The organism is Streptomyces sp. NPDC003393 (assembly GCF_053589015.1).
Map to the genome: position 1 here is coordinate 15700 of NZ_JBSFRB010000053.1, position 21521 is coordinate 37220.

Here is a 21521-nt window from a genome sequence, read left to right on the forward strand (position 1 = left end):
CGCGCCGGGTGGTGCAGGGCACCCGGCGCGACACCCGTTGACGTTATTCGGCCGATCTGCTGTGCATGTGGGCGGTCAGGAACTTCTGCGTCTTCGTCTGGGTGAAGGCGCCGTTCTCGACCATCGTGAAGTCGACCGTGGTGGTTGCTCCCTTCCGGATGCGGGCGATCTTCATCAGCGGGGTGTAGCCGTCCTTGGCGGCGATGATCTGCAGCGGGTCGAAGCCCTTGTCCAGCCACAGCTGATAGGCGCCGTGCCCGTCGGTCTTCAGGGTGTACGTCGTCGGTCCGCACCTTCCGGTGCCGGGGACATACATGGTGCAGATCGCCACCGTGGCACCGGCGACCGGAGCACCGCTGCTGTCGGAGACGGTTCCGGTGACCTTGCCCCAGGTCTTGGGCGGCTTGACGTTCATCGTCACCCCGACCGGCTGGGCGTTGCCGTACGGTGTGTCGGTGCCGACGACCAGTACTCCCTGGTAGGTGCCGGGCTGGGAGAGGGTGGAGGAGTCCGTGGTGATCCGGACGGTGACGGTCTGGCCGGGTGCCACGTCAAAGCTCGTGGTGTTCTCCGACATCCAGCCCACGGCAGTGGCGCACTGGTCGTAACCGGGCAGGTGCTCGACCAGTGAAGAGGTTCCGCTGGGTCCGGAGCCGCCGACCTTGTAGATGCCGCATGCCGCGCCACCGCGGTATCCGGCGCTGTTGGAGTTGGGCAGCGGCGACCAGGTGTTGGTGTCGGGGTCGTAGGCGAAGCCCTGGTTGGTCACCTCGGTCCCGTCGTTGATGGCGCCGCCCATGACCTCCAGCTTGCCGTTGGCCGTGGTGGACGCCGCGCCCCAGGCGTCGACGGGCATGTCGGCCTTCGCGGTCCAGCCACCTGCTCCGGGGGAGTAGGCGTAGGTACTGGTCAGCGAGGTGAAACCGGAGCCGCCCGCGCACACGACCTCCGCGTTGACACCTCCGCAGGCGGCGAAGGTGAGGGCGGTCGGGTAGTCAGGGGCCTTGGTCCAGGTGTTGCTGCCCGGGTCGTAGCTCTCGACGGACGACGTGGGGCTGCACGTTCTGCCGTCGGTGCAGCCGCCGATGACGTAGAGCTGACCGTCGACCACCGCGCTGCCGGCTCCGGCGGCACCTGCCGGCATGTCGGCCAGCTGGGTCCACTTGTCGGTGTCCGGGTGGTAGGCGTAGGTGTGGGTGCTGGTGCCGCTGCCGTCGTTGAATCCGCCGGCGATGTAGAGCGTGTCGCCGATGAATCCCGAGGCCGATGCCTCAAGACGCTCGGGCAGACTCGCGATCGGGCTCCAGGTCTCGGTGCCGGGGTCGTAGACGTTGGCGTCCTGGACCGCGTAGGTGCCGTTGTAGCCACCTGCCACGTAGACCTTGCCGTCGTGGCCGGCGACCACGGCGTCCTGGATGGGCTCCGGGTAGTCCGCGGCACCGGTCCAGGGCCCGACCTCCGGGGTGCCTGCCGGGCGCACGACCGGGCCGGTCCGGGGCGCCGCGGTCTTCTGGGGCGGCGCCGCGAGGCTGGTCTTGGTCTTGGTCACCGTGATCGGTGCGCCCGAGGATACGGTGGCCCCGGACGCCGTGCCCATCGCGGCGTAGCCCGCGTCCTCGTCATGGAGGTTCACGTGCACCGATGAGGTGCCGTCGTTGCCGAAACTCACGGACTTGGACTTGGCCGCGCCGAGCACCAGGCTCGTCGAGACTTTCTGCTGTGTGATGGTGAGGTGGCCTGCTTTGAGCTTGAAGTTCCGGTGCCGGACGCCGTCGGCCGGCACCGTGACCTTCGCCCGGGTGGGTGTGTATCTGCCCTGCTTCACGGAGAACCCGGTGCTGCCGGTGTGCGAGCTGAAGAGCCAGTAGTAGCCGTCGCCCAGACCCGGGTCGTCCGGGGTGGCGGTGGTCCCGCCGGACTGTGTGGCACTGACGTCGCTGGTGACCGTCGCACCGATCAGCGGGGTGCCGGTGTTGGCGTCGGTCACGATGCCGGCCACCAGCCCGCCGGCCTGCGGGGTGCAGGTGCGGGTGCCGATGAGTACGTTGTCGACGTTCCAGCTCCGGCTGTTGCTTCCGGTGTAGTGGAAGCGGACCCGCACGGCAGACTTTCCGGCCGCCTGCGGGATCGGGACGTCGACGTGTTTGATGACGCCGCCCGAGGGCTTCCAGACGTTGGACCAGGTGCTGCCGCCGTCCAGGCTGAGATCGATGGTGGCGGCAGAGCCGTCGGGGAAGGGGATGTATGCGCTGTCGAAGCCGATCTCGGGTTTGTCCTTGCCGGTCAGGTCGATCACCGGAGAGACCAGCGAGGTGTCCTGTTTACCGTCCTTGCCGTAGTCCTCGGAGTTGACGTTGGCGAAGTACTCGTCACCGCCGGGGGGTGTCAGCCAGCTGCCGGGGTTGTCGAAGCTCCAGGTCTGGCCGTTGCCGATGGCGTCGGTGATGGTCCAGCCGTCCTTCGGGGTCTTGCCGGACCAGCCGGTGAACGCCTCGGTGGTGCCGGCCTGCTGGAAGGCATAGCCGGTTGCGGTGCAGGTGCTCGTGTCGACCTTGAGCCCGATGTCCTTCGACACGTCGGAGTCGGCCACGGCCACGGTGAGGTTCTGGCCGGTGTAGCCGGTCAGGTCCGCGGCGGAGACGTGCAGCTTGTAACTGGCCCCGGCGGGCAGGCTCACCGAGTAGTGGCCGGTGTAGGGGTCGGAGTAGACGGGGCCGTCAGGGTAGCCGTCGACGGTGATCTTCGCCCGCATCGCCCAGCCGTGGCCCGACCCGTCGCTGACGGTGCCGGACACGGTGTGCAGGGGCTTTGCGGTCATCGCGAAGTTCTCGGTCACCGACGCGTCGGTGGCGACCGCCACACCGGTGATGCTCTTGTCGACGTAGCCGTACTTGGTCGCCGTCAGGTCGTAGGTGCCGGGCGGCACCACCAGGTCGTAGCTTCCGTCGGCATCAGTGCTGGAGGTGTGCCTGCCGTCCGAGGTGGACACCCGGACGCCGGCGACCGGTTCACCGGTGGCGGTGTCGGTCACGGTGCCCTCGACGTTGCCGTGCGGGCCGGTGGTCAGCGCGCCCACGCCGTGCGGCGTACCGAGGCCGGTCGGGCCGTCCCAGCCGGGGCCGGCGGTGCACAGCACCTTCGGCGTGCACGTGCCGTTCGAGCCCGATGTCACGTCGTTGAGGTCGTCGGCCCGGGCCGGGTCGTCGTACGGGTAGGTCACCGGGTAGGTACCCGCTGCCGGGGTACCGGCCAGGGCGTACATCGCGGCGACAAGCGGTGCGGACAGGCTGGTGCCACCGACGACCTCCCAGCCGTGGCCGCCGTGCGTGTTGTAGGTCGCGAGGCCGGTGTTCAGGTCGGCGACGGCGGATATGTCAGTGTCCGCGCGGGTGGTGCACGCCGTGTTGTCCTTCTGCCAGGCAGGCTTGGTCACCGCCATCGAGCAACCGCTGCCGGCGAGGCTCCACGCCGATTCCGACCAGCCGCTGGCGGTGTCCGGATTCCGGCGCAGCGTCGTGCCACCGACGGAGGTCACGTACCTCGATGTGGAGGGGTAGATCCTCGCGGCCTGGTAGCCGCCGTCACCGCTGGAGGCGGTGTACACGACGCCCCGGTGGTTGAAGTACTCGTCCTCGTAGGAGTTCTCGGTGCCGTCTTCCTTGGCACCCCAGCTCATCGAGATGTACTTCGCACCCATTTTGCGGGCGGTCTCGACCGCCGTGGGCAGGCTGTCGAAATTCTGGTCGGTGGTTGCCTCGACGAGCAGGATGTGGCAGGAAGGACAGGCCGCCGACACGGCGTCGAGGTCGAGCGCTATCTCGCCGGCCCAGTTGTCACCGGGCGGCGGCGTGGGGGGGTAGTTCTTGCTGCCGTCCTGGGCCACCTTGGTGAAGCAGCCGTTGTCCGTGGTGCACGGCGGGAGACCGTACTGGGCACGGTAGACGGCGAGGTCGGACTCGGCCTGAGGATCGTCGAAGGCGTCGACGATGGCCACCGTCGGCGAGTTCGACGAGGCCGGCAGGTCGTAGGCGTCCTGGATGTCGCTCGGCCCGTAGCCGGCGGGTGTGTCGCCCACCGCCATCGTCCTGTTCCGGACGTCGGTGCGCATCAGCGCGAAGCAGGTGTACTTGCGGGTGGGCGAGGGCTGACACGCGGGCTCGGCATCGGCAGCCTGTGAGCCCGTCGTCGTGGGCGACGTGGACTTCTTGGCCGGTGCCCTGGCCGGCGTTGCGGGCGACTTGGATGCGGACTGCGTGCTGGGCGACGCGGGCTCGGACGGTACGGCCCGGGCGGTGGTCGCGGCGGTAAGGGACATACCCGCGACGACGACTCCGACTATCAGGGGGGTCATGAGTCTTCGTAGCAGGGAAGTGCTCTTCATCGTTGTCTCCCTTTACAACCTCAGGGAACGGTGGGCCGGGGGCGGCCCGCCAAGTCCTGTGGTATGACGCTGGCGTAGTAGTGCCATCGCTCACAAGTGCTCGATGGCTTCGGGTACATGACGGCTGTCGCAAACATGCCAGGGAGTTTTCATGTGGGAAACCGTCGGTATACCGGAGACCGAGGCGCGCGTGTACGAGGCGCTCATACCGCTGGGACACACGACAGCTGACGTACTGTCAAGTCGTGTCAATGTCACGGTGGCAAGGACCACACGCGCGCTCGCGGCCCTGATCCAGCGCGGCCTGGTGACCCGGATACCCGGCAGGCCGGCCCGGTACTCCGCCGTGGAGCCGTCACTGGCCGGCTCCGTCCTGATCGCCAGACGCGAACACGAACTGCGTCGGCTCCAGCAGCACTTGAACAAGCTCGACGAGACATTCCACGCGGAGACCTCGGCACACAATCCCGCCGAGCACATCGAGGTGATCAAAGGGGCACCGAAGATCTGGCGCACGTTCGTCCGGGTACAGCGCTGCGCTCAGCACCAGGTCAGGGCGTTCGACAAGCCTCCGTACTTCGTCGCCGCGGGCGAGCACGGCGACGAGGGCCCCAACCTCGACGAACGACGTTCGCTGGAGGCCGGCAGCGTCAGCTACCGCGTCGTCTACGACCAGGAGTCGGTGGCCGTCCCCGGTCGGCTGGAGAATATCTGGGAGGGCATCAGGCGCGGCGAACGCGCCAAGGTCGGTACGTCCCTGCCGGCAAAGCTCGTACTGAGCGACGACACACTGGCGATCGTGAGCTCGGCTGCCGACTACCAGAACAGCGTCGCCTACCTCATCCGCGCGTCGTCGCTGCTGGACATGACCGCCGCGCTCTTCGAGGCCGTCTGGGCTCGCGCGGTCCCGCTCAACAGGTCCGGATCCACCGAGACCGAAGCATCGATGAGCCCTCTCGACCGGCAGTTGCTGGGCCTGCTCGCCAGCGGCGCCACCGACGCGGTCATCGCCCGCACCTTCGGCTGGAGCATCCGCACCGTGCAACGGCACGTCCACGAGCTGATGCAGCAGGTGGGCGCCCGGACGCGCTTCCAGATCGGCATGGAAGCGGTGCGCCGCGGCTGGCTGTGACCCGACGTCGTTCGGCCGGCCCGGGATCGTCCGCCCGAGCCGACCGACTTCGTCGTTCCGCCAGGACGGCCGGCGGATCGCCAGGGGGAGCCTTCGCCCGGATCCTTCCCCATCCTGAGGCCCGTGCATCTCGGTGGGCTCCGCAGAACACCAGGGCGAAACAGCATGGCGGAGCCTGCTCGCCCGGCTGGTGGAGGTGGTGCAGGAGGTGAGGGCCTGGGCCGCTCGCGGCCCGGATGGCCGACGAATCCGGCCAAGGACAGCCGAAGCGTCAGTCAGACCTGGGGTCAGACCGCCGAGCGGAGCCACAGCAATCATCACTGTCAGACCTTGGGGGCGGCCCGCGCCCCGAAGTAGAGGTAGGGCTCTCCGGTCGGCAAGGAGTAGAAGGTCACCGGCGTCCAGAACTGCGATCCCGGCACCCGGAGCGCGAAGAGCGTGTCGGAGACCGGCACCAGGTCATACTCCTGGGTCGGCTCCTCTCTGAGCTCGCCCATCGGGCCTGAGAAAGTCTCGCGGAGGCGCAGGCCCTGCCCTTGCGCGAAGGGAAGTATCTCCATACGCACCGACGCCCGCTCATACACGCCGATGTGCCGTTCCGCATCGACGACAGGGGGTTCACCGCCAGGCTCGAGCGGGAGCGGCATGGCCACCCCGGCGAGTTCGGCGAAGATCTCCCGGTACAGCGTCTGGTACAGGTCGCGCGGGCTCCCGCCGTTGGTGAGCAGCACCACCGCCAGGCCCTGTTCGGGGAGCAGTCGCAGGAACGCGCTCTGGCCGATCGTGTTGCCGTCGTGGCCGATGACCTGGTGGCCGTCCCATTCGAAACGTATCCAGCCCAGGCCCCACGAGTGGCCGAGGCCGTGCTTGTCGGGCAGGTCGGCCTGTTTGTCGGCCATTGCGTCCACCGATGCCTGCGAGAGCACCCGCTCGCCGCCGGCGGCAAGGCCGCCGGTCAGGTGCAGCCGGGCGAAGGCGAGGACGTCCGCCGTCGCCGCGGTGACCAGACCGGCCGGCCCTGCCGAACGCGGCAGCGCCCAGACGGGGGCGGGTTCCGGCTCGCCGTCGGACGGGAGGTGCCCGACCGCGGCGCGGAACAGCAGGGCCTCCTCCGGAAGCGTGACCGTGTGGTTCAGGCCGAGAGGGGTGAACAGCCGCTCGCGCAGGGCGGCGTCCCAGCTCTTGCCGGTCAGCTTCTCGATCACCCGGCCGGCGAGGATGAATCCCGAATTGCAGTACGAGAAGGTCGCGCCCAGCGGGTGGCTCTGCGCGACGCCCTCGAGCAGCGCAACGTAACGCTCCAGACAGTCGTCGCCGCGGCCGGTGTCGGTGAAGACGTCGCCGTCGATGCCGCTGGTGTGAGTCAGCAGATGCCGCATGGTCAGCTCCTTGACCACGTTCGGGTCTGCCAGTCGCAGCTCGGGCAGGACGTCCACGATCGGCGCGTCGAGGTCGAGCAGGCCCTCGTCGACCAGTTGCATCACCACCGTGGTCGTCCACACCTTGGTGATCGAGCCGATCTGGAACAGCGAGTCGTCGGTGACCTCGACGCCGGTGTTCCTGTTCAGGACGCCGTAGCCGACCCGCACGAGTTCGTCGCCGCTGTCAGAACCGTCGGCGCCGAGCCGCAGGATGCCCAGTACCGCACCGGGAACGCGGTGTGTGCGAGCGAGCTCGGCCAGCCGCCGCTGCCAGTGCGCTGCCTCGATGGGTGCCCGGGTCGCGCTCCCGCGTCGACCCGCGTGACGCTCCACCCAATCGACCAGGCGCCGGTTGAAATCCACGCGATGCGACACCGTGCCGTCGAGGATGAACAGGTGCGAACTGCCGGGGTAGAGCACCAACCGGGTCGGCACGCCTCGCTGGCGTAGCGCTGTGAACCACTGCTCGGCCTGACCGACGGGACAACGCACGTCGTCGGCGCCCTGCAGGATCAAGGTGGGCGTGCGCACCTGCTCGACCTGGGCGAGCGGTGACTGCGCCGGATAGCGCGCCGTTGCCGTCCACGGTTCGCCGCCGAGTTCGCGGACCCCGATGTAACGCGCGGCGTCGGACGTGCCCGCCATGCTCGTCGGGTCGCTGACCACTCCCCCGGCGACGGCCGCGGCGAAGCGGTTGTCGCGGCTGGTCAGGTAGCAGGTCATGAAGCCGCCGTAGCTGTAGCCGGACACAGCCAGCCGCTGCTCGTCGGCGACTCCCTCGGCGATGAGCTGGTCGAGCGGTTCGAGGAGGTCGATGGCGTCGCCCTGGCCCCACTTGCCGAGTGCCGCGGTGAAGAACTCCTCGCCGTAGCCGTCGCTGCCGCGCGGATTGAGCAGAAGCACCGCCCAGCCGCGCGCGGCGAGTACTTGGTGGTAGAGATGGGTGGCGTCGGCCGTGCCGTTCCACGCGTTGTGCGGGCCGCCGTGGATGTCCAGCAACAGCGGCGCAGGACCGGTCCTGGCCGGGTCGCGCAGCAGCCAGCCGTGTACCACGGTGCCGTCGGAGATCCTGAACTCCCGCTCCTGACGGGGGAACAGCTCGACATCGGCGACGCCGGCGCCGTGCCGCGTGCGCACCTCGACCGTTCCGTCGACAAGGTCGACCGTCGCGATCTCGCCGAACGAGGTCGGCGTGCTGTACAGGATCGCCGCCGTACCCCCCGCGACGTCCAGTCCGCCGACGTTGTTCCCCTCGCCACTCACGACGGGCCGCGGTGCGCCGCCATCGAGACCGACTGCGTACAGGTGGGTGCAGCCGCGCTCTCGGACGCAGAACAGCACACGGCCGTCCTCGGTCATCCGCGGCTGCGCGCCGGGGTAGCCGGCGGCGCCCGGCATCACGTTCCGGTCGAGGGCGGCCGTCAGGTCGATGGTGTCACCGCCGTCCAGCGGCACGAGCAGCAACCCGGCGTGCCCGGCCTCGGTGTCTGCACGCCCGACGACGAGCAGCGCCCGGCCGTCGTCGGCCCAGGTGACCGTGGTGGCCGTGCCGTCGCCGGAACCCGTCGGCCGTGGCTCAGCGGCGTGCTCGGAGAGATCGAGAACGTAGGCGGCGGACCGCAGCGTGAGGTCGGCATCGGCGCCGGCGGTCCCGGGGAATGCCAGCCGGGTGCCGTCCGGTGACCAGGCGGGATCACCAGCGTGCCAGTCCCCCGACGTGACCTGCCGGATCTCCCGCTCGCCGACGTCGAGGACGTGCAGGTGCCCGCGCACGGTACGCAGCAGCCCCTTGCCGTCGGCCTTGAAGTCCAGCCGGTCCGCCACCACTGGGGCATGCGTCCGGCGCGCGCGGGCGGCATCGTCCTCGCCGTCCACCGCGGCGAGGTCGACCGGCGCGGCAAAGGCGATCTTGCTGCCGTCCGGGCTCCAGACCGGAGCGCCGGCGCCCAGCGGAAGGTTGGTCACCTGCTCGGCCTCTCCCCCGGTCGCCGGCAGGATCCACAGCTGCGGGGCCGAGTCCCGGGCGCGCAGGAACGCGATCCGTGTGCCGTCCGGTGACCACGTCGGCGCCGTGTCGGCGGTGCCCTGAGTGAGCTGCCGTGCCTCGCCGTCTGCGGTGGCGACCTGCCAGAGCGAGCGTACGTCCCGGTCGGCTTCGCGGTCGGCGGAACGCAACACGTACACGATCCGGCTGCCGTCCGCCGAGACACTCGGCTGCTCCGGAAGCATCAACTCGTACGTGTCTTCGATGTCAAGGCGTCGGGTCATCGCAGGGTGCGTCCTTGGGCGATCGCGGGTTGTTCGCTGCCGCTCGTGGTGAAGTGGCAGGCCGCCCAGTGGCGGCGGTTCGCCGCGTCAGCGGCCGGGTCCGAGCTGAGGCAGACGGTGCGCTCCGCGTGAGCGAGCGGACCGATCGGGCACCGGGGGTGATAGCGGCAGCCGGTGGGCGGGTGGAGCGGGTCCGCCGGTTCGATGTCACCGAGCTCACCCGGACCGTCGAACAGGGCGGCGCCGGCGGACGGCGCGGCAGCGAGCAGGTCGCGCGTGTAGGGGTGCTGCGGGTCGGTGAGAACCGACTCGGTAGGGCCCACCTCGACGATCCGGCCGAGGTACATCACGGCGATCACATCGCTGACGTAACGCACCACGGCAAGATTGTGTGAGATGAAGAGCATCGACAGGTCCAGCTGCCGCTGTGCTGTGCGCACCAGGTTGAGCACAGCACCCTGCACCGACACGTCGAGCGCGGAGGTGATCTCGTCGGCGATCAGCACCTTCGGTCGGCCGGCCAGCGCGCGGGCCAGCGCGACACGTTGCCGCTGCCCGCCGGACAGGTGCTTCGGCAGCATGTCCGCCCGGCCCGGGTCCAGATTGACAAGTTCCAGCAGCCTGGCCACCTCGGCGCGTCTGGCCGCCGCCCCGCCGAAGGCATCCCGCGGCATGGCCTCGGTGATGGACTCACCGATACTCATCCGCGGGTTCAACGAGGAGTAGGGGTCCTGGAACACCATCTGCAGGGGACGTCGTCGAGGCAGGCGCCGCACGTCCACTCCGCCGAGCAGGACGCGGCCCGCGCTGACCGGCACCAGCCCCACCGCGGCCCGTGCCAGTGTCGACTTGCCCGACCCCGACTCCCCGACCAGCCCGACCACCTGACCGGCCGGGACGGTCAGGCTGACCTGGTCGACAGCGGTCAGACCGGCGCGCCGCCCGCCGTAACGCACGCTCACTGCGTCGAACACCAACTCGGTCATTCGGCACCTCCAGCAGCGGCGGTTTCCCAGCCGGTCTCGGACCCGGTCTCGGACCCGGTCTCTTCGTACGGATGCCAGCAGGCGACCCGGTGCGCCCGTCCGACCCGCTCCGGCACCGGGTCCTCGGCCAGGCACCGGTCCGTGGCCCGCGGGCAGCGGGCGGCGAACGCGCACCCCACGGGCACCTGATCCGGTTCGGGCGGCCGGCCGGGGATGACCGCCAGCGGCTCGTCACGATCGGTGTCCAGCGCCAGCGTCGCGGCCAACAATGCCCGGGTGTACGGATGTCGCGACGCGGACGCCAGATCGGCGGTGGGCAGCTCCTCCACGACTCGCCCGGCGTACATGACCAGCACCCGGTCGCAGGTCTGCGAGATGACCGCGATGTCGTGACTGATGAGGAGGATCGCCGCCTTCTCGCTCTCCCTGGTTCGGGCCAGCAGGCCCAGCACCTGACGTTGGACGGTGACGTCCAACGCCGTCGTCGGCTCGTCCGCGACGATCAGCTTCGGCTCGCCCATCAGACCCATGCCGATCATCGCGCGCTGCCGCATCCCGCCGGAGAACTCGTGCGGGTACTGCCGCGCACGTCGTTCCGCGGCGGCGATCCGTACCGCTCCCAACCGGTCCACGGCCCTGGCGAACGCTTCGCGCCGGGAGAGCCCGTGGTGCTGCTCGGACACCTCCGCCAGCTGGCGGCCGATCCGCTGGGTCGGGTTGAACGAGGTCATCGGATCCTGGAAGACCATGGCCAGCGACGTGCCGAGCAGCTTGCGCAGCTCCCGCTCGGGGGTCGTCAGCACCGGAGTCCCGAGGAACTCCAGCCGATCCGCGCTCACCACGCCCGGACTCTCGACAAGCCTGGACACCGCCAGCCCGGTCAGGCTCTTGCCCGACCCGGACTCCCCGACCACGCCGATCATGTCGCCGGCGTGCACGGTGAAAGTCACCCCTCGGACCGGCACCGTCCACCCGTCCGCACGCGGGAACGCCACCTGAAGGTTCTCCACCACCAGCACCGGTTCCTCGCCGGGTTCCCCGGCCGGTGCGGCACGGACCGGCGGCACCGGCCGGGCGCGAATCCGCGCGGGCGGGATGCGCACGCCGACCACCGCGGCGACGGTCTCACCGAACAGGTTGAACGCCAACCCGGCAAGCACCACCGCCACCCCGGGAGCGAGTGCCGCGGCCGGGTTCACATAGATGCCGTCCAGTCCCTCACCGAGGAGCCGCCCCCAGTCGTAGTCGGGGGCCTGTACGCCGATGCCGAGGAACGAGAGCGAGGCGAATGCGAGCAGGGCCACGCCCGCGCTGATGGTCACGTTCACCACCAGGGGCTCCCCGATGTTGGGGAGCACGTGTCGGGCCAGCAATCGGGTCCTGCCGACGCCGGCGACCCGCGCCGCCGACACGACGTCGCGGCCCACCACCGAAGCGGCGAGCGTTCGCACCAGCCGCGCGAACCCGGGTGCCGTCGCGAACGCGATCGCCAGCACCGCGCCGCGGGTACCCGCGCCGAAGATGACCGCGAAGAACAATGCCAGCAGCAGTCCGGGGAACGCCACCGCGATGTCCACTGCGGAGATCACCAGTCTGCCGGCCCAGCGCGGGAGCACCGATGGCAAGATGCCCAGCACGAGGCCGACCGCAACGCCGACAGCCGTCGCGATCACCGCCAGCTCGGTCGAGAACCGGGTGGCCACAAGCGTCCGGTAGAGAATGTCGCGGCCAAGAGAGTCGGTGCCCAGCACATGCGCCCCGGACGGACCCTGGGCGATGGCGTTCGTGTCGACTGCGGCGGCTTGCCCGCCCCACAGCACCGGTCCCAGGACGGCGAGTGCCACCAGCGTGAGCAGCAGGGCCGCGGAGCATGCCCCCAGCGGGGTACGCACGACCGTCGACCAGGCCGAGGCGCGCCTTCTCAGCTTCGATGTCGTCGTCATCAGTTCTCCCGGACCGTGGAGCGTGGGTCGAGCCGGGCCAGCAGCGCGTCGACCGCCAAGTTCACCAGAAGGACTCCGAGGCCGTAGACGAGCACAATGCCCTGCACCGTCGGGTAGTCCTTCACCATGATCGACTGCACGATCGTCGAGCCGAGACCGGGCCAGGCGAAGACGTTCTCCACCAGTACGGTCCCGGAGACCATCGCCGTCAGCATCAGCCCGCTCAGCGTCAACGTGGCGGTCAGCGCGTTCGGCAGCGCGTGCCGGACGTACACCAACCGGGCGGGCAGCCGTTTCGCCCGTGCGGTGCGGACGAACTCGTTGCCCAGCACCGACAGCAACTCCACCCGCACGACCCGCGCCAGCACCGCGGCCGGGCCGATCGCCAGTGCGGCCACCGGCAGCACCAACGCGCCCGTGCCGCCCCTCCCGGCCACTGGAAACCAGCCAAGACGCACGGCGAAGACCGTCACGAGGCCCACCGCGACCAGGAACTCCGGGACAGCGGCCAGGAGCACGCTCAGCGAGGTGAACGCAAGCTCACCGCCTCGCCGCCGACCACCCCTGGTCAGCACCGCGAACAACACACCGAGCGGGATCGCCACGACGAGGACCACCGCGAACGCCGCCACGGCCAGCTCGAGGGTCGCGGGCAGGCGGTCACCGATCACCTGCGACACCGGCTGGTTGCTCGTCATGGATATCCCGAGGTCGCCGGTGAACAGGCCGCCGAGATAGTGACCGTACTGAACCCAGAGCGGGTCGTTCAGGCCCAGAGACTGGCGACGGGCGTTGACCAGCTCGGTGGGCGCGGTCATACCCAGCGCCGCCCGGACCGGGTCCCCCGGGACCATATGGATCATCAGGAACGCCATGGTCACCAGCACCCACAGCGAAACGAGGAACCGCCGCAGCCTGCGGCGTGCGAACGACAGCCACGGGCCGCCCCGGACTCCGGCTGTCGAGGCAGGAGCCGCGGCCGAGGCGGCCATCAGCCGTACATCCGGATCGACGACGGACTGATCGAACCCACACTGAGCTCGAACCGCGCGCCACTGCCGAAGAACGGCCTGACCGAGTTGAAATAGGGCACGACGTCGACGTGTTCGATCAGCGACGTCTCGGCCCCGAGCCACGTGGGACAGCTGGCTTTGCCGGCCAGCGCCGCCGCCTTGCGCACCTGCGCGGCGTAGTCGGCGTTCGCGATGTGGCCGAAGTTGGTGCCCTTCGGCGGTGCCTCCCCCGACACGAACGGCACGGCCTGGCTCGGCAGCCCGAACCCGAACGGGATCATGGAGATGTCCCACACGCCGGTGCTGAACAGCACCTGATTGATCCCGGGGCTGTCGACGCCCTTCAGTGTGACGTCGACGCCGATGCCCTTCCAGACCTGCTGCGCCAGTTCGGCGGTGGAGGCCATGGTCGACCCCAGTTGCGTCGGGTAGACCGCGGTGAGGGCGAGGCGCTTGCCCTTCTTGATGCGCACGCCGTCCGGGCCCACCCGCCAACCCGCCGCGTCCAGCGCCTTCTTCGCCGCGGCGAGGTCGTGCGCCGGCAGATGGCCCGTCACGCTGTCGCCCGTACATGCCTCGGGCCGGATCGTGATCATTCCTTTGGCCGCCGCGCCGGTGCCGCTGGTGAGCACCTTTCCGAGCTGCGCCAGGTCGAGCGCCTGAACCAGGGCGCGGCGGACCTTCTCGTCCTGGCCGGCCCGGCCGGGGGCCTCATTGAAGAACAACTCCCCCAGCGGGGAGAGGTCGTCGGCGTGGAACAGCTTCTTGGCGGAGAGCCGCCGCTTGTCGGGGCTGGAGATCGATGCGGCGTTGAGGCGGCCCGACAGAAGCAGGTTCGCCGAGGTCGTCTGGTTCGGAATCACCTTCACGACCACCTTGGTGGGCAGCCCCGGCTGCTTCGCCTTCCACTTCCCCGGCCCCCACGTGTAGTCCTTGCGCCGGGTGAGTGTGTAGTGGTCGCCGGGCACAGCATCGGTGAGGGTGAACATGCCGGTGCCCGCTTTGCCCTTGGCGAGCAGCGACCGGTTCCGCAGGCCCGCGGCGCACACGATCGGCAGGCTGCCCACGTCGCGCAGCAGGAACGCGTCCGGAGCGCCGCTGGTGAGAGTGACGGTACGGTTCGCGTTGTCGCCGGTCGCCTTCGTTCGCGGAGCGACGGCAAACCCCGCGAGCGGGGATTTGTTCGCCGGGTCACCCACGAAGTTGATGTTCGCCGCGACGTCCGATGCCGTCAGCGGCGAGCCGTCGGCACAAGTGATCCCGCTTCGCAGGGTGAAGGTGGCCTTCGTGGTCGTGGCGTGCCATTTCTCCGCCAGTCCCGCCTCCGGCTCTCCGGCGGAGTTGAGGTTGAGCAGCGAGTCGTAGAGGTAGCGATCGGTCTGGATGGCGACCGTGAGGGCCGTCATGTGCGGGTCGAGGCTGCCGGGGTCGGAGGCGATCGCCTGTGTGAAGGTCTTGCCTTCCACCAGTCGCCCGTCCGCGGACCGATTCCCGACGGACCCTCCGCCGCACGCACTCACTGTCAGCGCCATCACGCCGAGCATCGTGATCAGCGCCGTCCGCTTGCGCCGCCTCGATGTCCAGGTGCGCTCCTCTGTGACCGCCCACGACGCGGTTCTCTCCGCCATCGGTACCTCCGTATCGCTGCGTCGTCTGTGAGGGCTCATCATGAACATCAGGCGCCGACCGCCGATTCGTCGGGCTCCACACACCTTCGGCCCGTGTTCGGTAGCCGCGGACGAACAGCTCTCCGTCGTCGCGTCCCGCGCCGTCCTCACTCACCGTGGTGGAGAGCCAGCCGGAGTCACAGCACGACTCCCGCGTCGTGCTGCGGTCGGCACCTGAAGGTGTCGGGGGCCCACGTGGGCGTGGGGAGGACAAGAACCCCGCGACGTGCTGCGATGCCTAAAACGCAACATCTGCCGCCAGATCTTCAGGGTCCTCCGACGACGGAGCCGGCCGGACGTAGAAGAGCCAGCGGATGCGACCTTCATGGCGGCTGACGAAACCGCCGCCGGTCGGCGGTCACTGCCGAAGCCAGTCCACCGCCTGGGCAGCCGCGAACCCGATGAAGGCGTCACGCTCGGGAACTCTCGAACGAGTGTCGACAGCCTTGGTGAAAACGGCCACCGCGTACCGGCCGCCGTCGGGGTGCTCCACCACCCCGATCTCGTTGCGCACCGAAGGAAGTGTTCCGGTCTTGCCGCTGACCTTGGCCTCGTCACCGAAGCCGGAGCGCAGCCTGTGCGGCCACACCTGCAGCTCCATCCAGCGCCTGACGTCAGCGCAGGCCACTGCGGGTGCGGCCTCGTCACGCCAGATCAAGCCCAGCAAGCGGGTGCTCTCCTCGGCGGTGCTCCGGCAGGTCTCTTCGGGAATCAACGCGCGCAGCTTGGCGAACCGGTCGGCCGGCAACGTCGCCAGGATCCGCTCGTCGTCCTGATAATCGATCCCAAGGTCCTCCCCGATCGTGCGCAACAGCTCCGCGCAGTCGTGCGGGACGGCCGTGTGCGGGAGATTCAGCCGCTGCAGCGACTCGGCGACGGCGGCCTTCCCCACCCTCCCGAGGATCAGGTCGGTGGCGATGTTGTCGCTGACACCGATCATCAATACGGCCAAGTCGTGCCAGGAGATGGTGACCTCTTGGCGAAACGTCGCAAGGCCGTACGAGCCGGCGCTCGGATCTCCCGGTGCCACCACGACCCGCTCGGCGAGATCGAGGTCACCGACAGCCGCCTGCCGAGCGAGTTCGAGTGCGACGGGAACCTTGAACACGGATGCGGTGACCACCGGCTCTGTGGAGTCGATGCCTACTTGCCGGGAGCCGTCCAGGTCGGCAGCATGCAGCCAGACCCGGACACCGGACTCTGCCGCGCGAGAGTTGATCACCTCGGCCAGCTCGGATTCGGTAACCATGGTTGAACTCTCCTGTCCGTCAGGTATGGCTGTCTGCTTCTTGCCGGCCGCAGGGAAGATGAATTGCGCGGCGCGTTAGGGAACCCCAGGCACGATCACCGCGGTGAGCAGGGTGGTGACGACGAGGAGACCGAAACCCCACGTCCATCCGGCGTCGCGGCGTGTGGACGAGCTGCGACCGGTGCACGGTGCCGCAGTCAAGCAGCCGTGACGGGTCGGTCGCGGTGGTCCAGCGCAAGGCGGTCAGATCGGCGGGGTCCATGCGTGGATCGAAGTGGACATCCTCTCCGCCGGGGCTACCGGGCGGTTTCTCCCCGTTGTCAGCACCCCCGGCGCCCGGTCCGCGCCGTGGCGCGAGCGGCTGGGCTCGGAGGCGTCCACGAGCCCGGGTACACCGTCCTGCGTAGAGCGGGCGGCGTCCGCGCCGCCGGCCAAGGGCAGGACCTGGACGACCGCGGATCGTCCCCTTCGCACCGCGAGCGCCGATCTGCGACCATGAGGCGCCCCGGGCGAGTCCGAGCAGGTCGACGCCGGACCCGTCGACAGCCGCCGAGCTCCGCGGTCGTGGTGAACCGGTGACCGGACGAAGAGTGCTCTGCGCCATCGTGGCCGATGCTATGAACCGAGCCACACCTTCGAGGCGGAGACCGCCGCCAGCAACTCGGGGATCGGGGCGACGCCGAGGCCCGGTCCCTGGGGCACCGGCAGGCGGCCCTCCTGGAGGACGAACGGCTCGGTGATGTCGGTCCGATAGAACCGGTCCGACGCCGAGGTGTCGCCGGGCATCGTGAACCCCGGCAGCGATGCGAGAGCGACGTTGGCCGCCCGCCCGAGCCCGGTCTCGATCATGCCGCCGCACCACACGGGGACCCCGTGAGCGACGCAGACGTCGTGGACCCGCCGCGCCTCAAGGTAACCACCCACCCGGCCGGGCTTGATGTTGACGATGCTGCACGCGCCGAGAGTGATCGCGTCGGCGGCCGACCGCGCGGACACGATGGACTCGTCGAGGCAGACCGGCGTACTGATGCGACGGGCCAGCTCGGCGTGGCCGAGGAGGTCCTCCTCCTCCAGCGGTTGTTCGATGAGGAGCAGCTCGAACGGGTCGAGACGGGCGAGTTGGGGCGCATCGGACAGGGAGTAGGCAGTGTTGGCATCGACCTGCAACATCAGGTCGTCGCCGAAGCGCTCCCGCACCGCCCGGACCGGCTCGACGTCCCAACCGGGTTCGATCTTCAACTTGATCCGCACGTAGCCGTCGTCGAGATAGCCGCCGACGACGTCCAGAAGTTGCGGAACGGAGTCCATGATGCCGACCGAGACCCCGCAGGGCACGGAGTCACGGGTTGACCCGAGCGCGGTGGCGAAGGACACGTCATGCGTGCGAAGTTCGGCGTCGAGGACGGCCATCTCCAAAGCGGCCTTCGCCATCCGGTGCCCCTTGTACTTGGACAGCAGGGGCGTGACCTTGCTCGCGGTGATCTCGCCGGCGCCCCGCAGGGCCGGCACCAGGAAGTCACGCAGTACGCGCTCGGCCCCCTCGACGTACTCGGAGGAGTAGACCGGCTGTCCCATCGCGACGCACTCGCCCCAGCCTTCGGCTGTCGGCGTGACGACGCGTACGAGCAGCAGTTCACGTACGTTCTGCGTGCCGAACGACGTCCGGAACGGCGCGACCAACGGCATCCGGACACGCAGAAGTTCCACACCATCGAGTTTCACGAAGACTGCTCCTTCACGAGGACTGTTCCTTGGCGACCACGTACCAGCCGGCCCGATCGAATCCGACGACTCTGGCTCCCTCCGCCATCAGCTCCCCCAAGACCTCCCGCAGCGCCAGCCGCCATGCCTGGCTCTGCTCCGGGTCCCTGCGCCGGAGTGTTTCGATGTCGGGCGGCACGGCGACCAGTACGACGTCGCCGTCAGTCGGTCCGGTCAGCGGCCTTCCCTCGGGGGTGGCCGACAGCGCCAGGACCGCGCCGCGCTCCCTCAGCGCAGCGGCGTCGACGCGGACGGGCACACCGCACAAAGCAGCAGACACGGCAGGGCTGGTGAGGTCCCAGCCGACCTTCAGCCGGTCGGTGTCGCCCAGTCCGTTGATGCCGTCGCTCATCGGCCCGTAGAAGTCGGGCAGATACAGCACCGGGTGGGCTCCGAGCTTGGCCAGATTGAAATGCGCGTTGCGCCGCACCAAGGGATCGAACGTCCAGGTGACCAGCGAGACGTCCTGGAGCAACGCCCAGGCGCGCTGGTGCAGTTTGAGGGCGAACCCGATCCCCCTCCCCAGCCCGCGGGGCGCAACCCCGGCGATGTGGCTGTGCAGGCCCGCCTTGTCCGGGCCGGCGAAGAAGCCGATGCAGGCTCCCAGAAGTTCTCCCTCTGCGTATGCGCCCGCGACATAGTTGCCCGTCGTCGCCATGGCCCGCAGCAGCTCCGTCGTCACCGGCCGGGCACCAGGGCCTGGCTGCCAGATCGAGGCGAAGAGCCGGGAGGCCTCGGCCAGGTCGGAAACGTCGACCATGTCCCTGATCTCCACCTTCGCCGCGGCGGCAGCCGAGGTCGCGGCTGCCACGGCGGCTGCTCTGGCTGCCTCGGAAACCAGGCCGGGTGCATTCCTTGCAAGATCTTTCACGGGAGCGTCCTTTCCGGGCCCAGCGGACGGCGTCACAGGTGCGGCGCATACGAATCGGCCGCCTCGTTCGCCGTACCGCACGGAGTTCTCCTCACCTGTACGGCGTCGATCAGTGCGGTGAGCAACGCGGTGCGCCGTGGCAGTTCGGCGACGATGACGTGTTCGTCGTCCGCGTGTGCCCCGCCACCCACGGCGCCGAGGCCGTCCAGGGTGGGGATCCCCATGCCCGCGGTGTAGTTCCCGTCCGACGCTCCGCCGACGGCGGCGGCGGTGAGCGGGCCAAGGCCGAGCTTTGCCGCCAGCGAGGTTGCGAGGTCGAAGAGCGGCGAGGACGCATCCGCCTGCAGCGGCGGGCGGTTGACGCCGCCCGAGACGCGGATCCGCGCGTCTGCCAGTACCGGTCGGAGGTCTCGCATGGCACGGTCGACCCGCTGCTGCTCCGCCGCGTCCCACACTCTGACGTCGACCGCCACGCTTGCGGTGGCGGGGACGGTGTTGGCCGTGGTGCCGGCGGAGAGCACGGTCGGCACCACGGTCGTGCCGCGTTCCACGTCGGCGAGACCGGCCACGGCGAGGATCTGATGGGCGAGCTCCACCCCGGCGTTCACCCCCTTCTCCGATTCGAGCCCGGCGTGCGCGGCCCGGCCGTCCACGTCGATCCGATACAAGGACACGCCTTTGCGGCGGCACTTCAGCGCTCCGCCGTCGGCTGACGCCTCCAGTACGAACACCGCGTCGCAGCCGCGGGCCTCTTCCTCGATCAGGCTCCTCGACGACGGAGAGCCGATCTCCTCGTCCCCTGTGATCAGGATCGAAAGGCCCGCCCGGCTCTTGGCGGCCGCCGCGGCGTGCAGTGCCATCACGATGCCCGCCTTCATGTCGAAGCAGCCGGGCCCGCGCAGCACTCCGTCCCGGACGGAATACGGATGGGTCTTCAGGGATCCCGCGGGCCACACCGTGTCGTGGTGCCCGAGCAGCAGGACCCGCGGCGCCTCACCGAACCGCCACCGCAGGTGCGTCGCCCCGTCGACCACGACGCGGTCCGGTTCGGCACCGAGCAGCCTGCGCCCCAACTCGGTCACGGCGTCCGCGCTGCGGGCGACGGCTTGGTGGTCGGACGACGGCGACTCGCACCGCACCAGGGTTTCGATGTCCGCGAGCAGTTCCCGTACCGGCACGCCGGCGTGTGTCGCGGTCATCGCGCCTCGCCCCGCAGCGGCTGGCCCGGGAGCGCGTCGACCTGCAGCTCTCCCCCACTGACCACCGGAACACCTCCGACGAACAGGTGTCGCACGCCGACCGACGGCCGGACGGAGTCGAAGTAGGTGGCCGCATCGCTGATCGTCGTGGGGTCGAGGACCACGATGTCGGCGTCCGCACCGACCCCGAGATGTCCCTTCGCCCGGGCACCCGGCGCCACCTCGTCGAGGACCCTGGCGGGCAGGTGGGAACACCGCCGGAACGCCTCCATCCAGTCCCAGACGCCACTTTCCCGCACCATCACGCGCAAGGTCTTGGCGAACGTCCCCGCTGTGCGCGGGTGTGTCGTCCCCCCGGGCGGCAGCGGCCATCGGGTGCTGTCATCGCTGCCGTCACGCCAGAGGACGGGCATCGCGTCACTGGCTACGATCGCGTCCGGGAAGGCGAGCGCCTGGTGCAGCATCGCCAGCTGGCGCGGGTCGCCCTCGTCGAGGAACTCCAGAATGCAGGGCGCCCCGGGGTCACTGCTGCGCAATTGCCGCAGGCGGCCTTCATCAGCAATGCGCTCCCCCGACTCGAGCATCACGACGCTCGACGGGGACAGGCCCTTCATCCGCAGCCGCTCGGCGTCGAGGAAGGCAGCTCCGATCGCCGTGCTGCCCGCCCCGTACGGGTATGCCTCGACGGTCACGCGGGATCCCGCTCGCCGTGAGCTGTCCAACGCCCCGAGGACCCGGTCGATGTGGTGGCCCGAAGTGCTGTTGACGTGGCAGTGGTGCATCGCGGCGCCAGTCTCGGCCGCCGCTGTGACGATCTCTTCGGAGCCGTCCGCCGGCGTGCCGCGGTCCACCTCGACCAGCTCGCGGACGTGTGTGTACGTCGGCACGCCGGCCTTCGCGGCAAGCCGGGCGACAGCGAGGAACTCGGCAGGCTCACTGTAGGGCGCGTATCCGAGGAGAACTCCGATGCCGAGTGCTCCCGCGGCCAGCTCGCCCTCGATCAAACCCAGCCACTCGGCGAGTTCACGATCGGAAGAGGAACGTTGCCACGAGGGGTTTCCCAGCACCGCCAGGACGCTCGCCACGCGCGCGTCGGGCCGGATACCGGCGAGCACCTGCGCCCGGGCAGCACCCCACGAGGCCGAGAAGCCGTAGTTCAGCGGACGCCCCGCCGCGGCGGCCTCGGCGTACGCCCGCCCGATCGGCATGAGCCCCGCTTCCAGGTCGAGCGCCGTCGTCACGCCGTCCATGGCCTGCAGCCGCTGCCCAGCCATCGAGTGCACATGACTGTGCAGGTCGACGAACCCCGGACCGACGACCAGCCCGGGCACGTCGAGTACCGTGCATCCCGGCGGCGCGTCGAGCCCGACGGCGACGGCGCTGACCACGCCGTCGGACACGAGCACGTCGGCCACAGCATCGAATCCGGTACCCGGATCAATGACACGGCCACCACGCAAAAGTGTTTGCATGCGTTCGTCTCCCTCGATGACGCACGGAACCGCTGAGCTCCAGTGCGACCCTAGGAGAGGAGTCGGACCCACTGTTCGTCCAAGACGACGAATCCGCAGCTGCCTGTCCATGCGCACGGACGAACCCCGACGGCCCGCAAGGGCTCACTCTCCTCCCG

The 21521-nt window shown here is 69.6% G+C and carries 12 protein-coding genes; 1 reads left to right on the forward strand and 11 read right to left on the reverse strand.

Annotated elements, in window-relative coordinates; translation table 11 throughout:
- Nucleotides 1–43: 43 nt before the first annotated feature.
- Nucleotides 44–4381 (reverse strand): carboxypeptidase regulatory-like domain-containing protein, encoded by a 4338-nt coding sequence (locus tag ACWDUZ_RS34205; protein WP_451635710.1) that lies wholly within the window; start codon nt 4379–4381, stop codon nt 44–46.
- Between the two features lie 151 nt (nt 4382–4532).
- Between ACWDUZ_RS34205 and ACWDUZ_RS34210 the strand changes: the two genes are divergently transcribed.
- Nucleotides 4533–5513 (forward strand): helix-turn-helix domain-containing protein, encoded by a 981-nt coding sequence (locus ACWDUZ_RS34210; RefSeq protein ID WP_451635711.1) that lies wholly within the window; start codon nt 4533–4535, stop codon nt 5511–5513.
- Nucleotides 5514–5836: 323 nt separating this feature from the next.
- Here the strand turns inward: ACWDUZ_RS34210 and ACWDUZ_RS34215 are convergent, their stop codons facing one another.
- The 10 genes from ACWDUZ_RS34215 to ACWDUZ_RS34260 form a co-directional block, all read right to left on the reverse strand.
- Nucleotides 5837–9202: a serine hydrolase gene (locus tag ACWDUZ_RS34215; protein ID WP_451635712.1), complete on the reverse strand. Its 3366-nt coding sequence runs from the start codon at nt 9200–9202 to the stop codon at nt 5837–5839.
- Nucleotides 9199–10188 carry an ABC transporter ATP-binding protein gene (locus ACWDUZ_RS34220; RefSeq protein ID WP_451635713.1) on the reverse strand — a complete coding sequence of 330 codons (990 nt, stop codon included), beginning with the start codon at nt 10186–10188 and terminating at the stop codon, nt 9199–9201. Before ACWDUZ_RS34220 ends, ACWDUZ_RS34215 begins: the two co-directional genes overlap by 4 nt.
- On the reverse strand, nt 10185–12131 hold the full coding sequence (locus ACWDUZ_RS34225) for a dipeptide/oligopeptide/nickel ABC transporter permease/ATP-binding protein (RefSeq protein WP_451635714.1): 1947 nt from the start codon (nt 12129–12131) through the stop codon (nt 10185–10187). The genes ACWDUZ_RS34220 and ACWDUZ_RS34225 overlap by 4 nt, the downstream gene beginning before the upstream one ends.
- Nucleotides 12131–13123, reverse strand: a complete 993-nt coding sequence (locus ACWDUZ_RS34230) for an ABC transporter permease (RefSeq protein ID WP_451635715.1) — start codon at nt 13121–13123, stop codon at nt 12131–12133. Before ACWDUZ_RS34230 ends, ACWDUZ_RS34225 begins: the two co-directional genes overlap by 1 nt.
- Nucleotides 13123–14772: an ABC transporter substrate-binding protein gene (locus tag ACWDUZ_RS34235; protein WP_451635716.1), complete on the reverse strand. Its 1650-nt coding sequence runs from the start codon at nt 14770–14772 to the stop codon at nt 13123–13125. The genes ACWDUZ_RS34230 and ACWDUZ_RS34235 overlap by 1 nt, the downstream gene beginning before the upstream one ends.
- A gap of 397 nt (nt 14773–15169) precedes the next feature.
- Nucleotides 15170–16060 carry a serine hydrolase gene (locus ACWDUZ_RS34240; protein ID WP_451635717.1) on the reverse strand — a complete coding sequence of 297 codons (891 nt, stop codon included), beginning with the start codon at nt 16058–16060 and terminating at the stop codon, nt 15170–15172.
- 615 nt (nt 16061–16675) lie between these two features.
- Nucleotides 16676–17782 carry an o-succinylbenzoate synthase gene (menC, locus tag ACWDUZ_RS34245; RefSeq protein WP_451635718.1) on the reverse strand — a complete coding sequence of 369 codons (1107 nt, stop codon included), beginning with the start codon at nt 17780–17782 and terminating at the stop codon, nt 16676–16678.
- A 13-nt stretch (nt 17783–17795) separates the two neighbouring features.
- A complete protein-coding gene (locus tag ACWDUZ_RS34250) occupies nt 17796–18632 on the reverse strand; it encodes a GNAT family N-acetyltransferase (RefSeq protein WP_451635719.1) in 837 nt (278 codons plus the stop codon).
- Nucleotides 18633–18724: 92 nt separating this feature from the next.
- A complete protein-coding gene (locus ACWDUZ_RS34255) occupies nt 18725–19891 on the reverse strand; it encodes a M20 family metallopeptidase (protein WP_451635720.1) in 1167 nt (388 codons plus the stop codon).
- Nucleotides 19888–21474: an amidohydrolase family protein gene (locus ACWDUZ_RS34260; protein WP_451635721.1), complete on the reverse strand. Its 1587-nt coding sequence runs from the start codon at nt 21472–21474 to the stop codon at nt 19888–19890. The genes ACWDUZ_RS34255 and ACWDUZ_RS34260 overlap by 4 nt, the downstream gene beginning before the upstream one ends.
- Nucleotides 21475–21521: the final 47 nt, after the last annotated feature.

Coding starts and splice junctions, on each gene's coding strand:
- ACWDUZ_RS34205 (WP_451635710.1), bottom strand. CDS start 4,381: ATGAAGAGCACTTCCCTGCTACGAAGACTCATGACCCCCCTGATAGTC.
- ACWDUZ_RS34210 (WP_451635711.1), top strand. CDS start 4,533: ATGTGGGAAACCGTCGGTATACCGGAGACCGAGGCGCGCGTGTACGAG.
- ACWDUZ_RS34215 (WP_451635712.1), bottom strand. CDS start 9,202: ATGACCCGACGCCTTGACATCGAAGACACGTACGAGTTGATGCTTCCG.
- ACWDUZ_RS34220 (WP_451635713.1), bottom strand. CDS start 10,188: ATGACCGAGTTGGTGTTCGACGCAGTGAGCGTGCGTTACGGCGGGCGG.
- ACWDUZ_RS34225 (WP_451635714.1), bottom strand. CDS start 12,131: ATGACGACGACATCGAAGCTGAGAAGGCGCGCCTCGGCCTGGTCGACG.
- ACWDUZ_RS34230 (WP_451635715.1), bottom strand. CDS start 13,123: ATGGCCGCCTCGGCCGCGGCTCCTGCCTCGACAGCCGGAGTCCGGGGC.
- ACWDUZ_RS34235 (WP_451635716.1), bottom strand. CDS start 14,772: ATGGCGGAGAGAACCGCGTCGTGGGCGGTCACAGAGGAGCGCACCTGG.
- ACWDUZ_RS34240 (WP_451635717.1), bottom strand. CDS start 16,060: ATGGTTACCGAATCCGAGCTGGCCGAGGTGATCAACTCTCGCGCGGCA.
- ACWDUZ_RS34255 (WP_451635720.1), bottom strand. CDS start 19,891: ATGACCGCGACACACGCCGGCGTGCCGGTACGGGAACTGCTCGCGGAC.
- ACWDUZ_RS34260 (WP_451635721.1), bottom strand. CDS start 21,474: ATGGACAGGCAGCTGCGGATTCGTCGTCTTGGACGAACAGTGGGTCCG.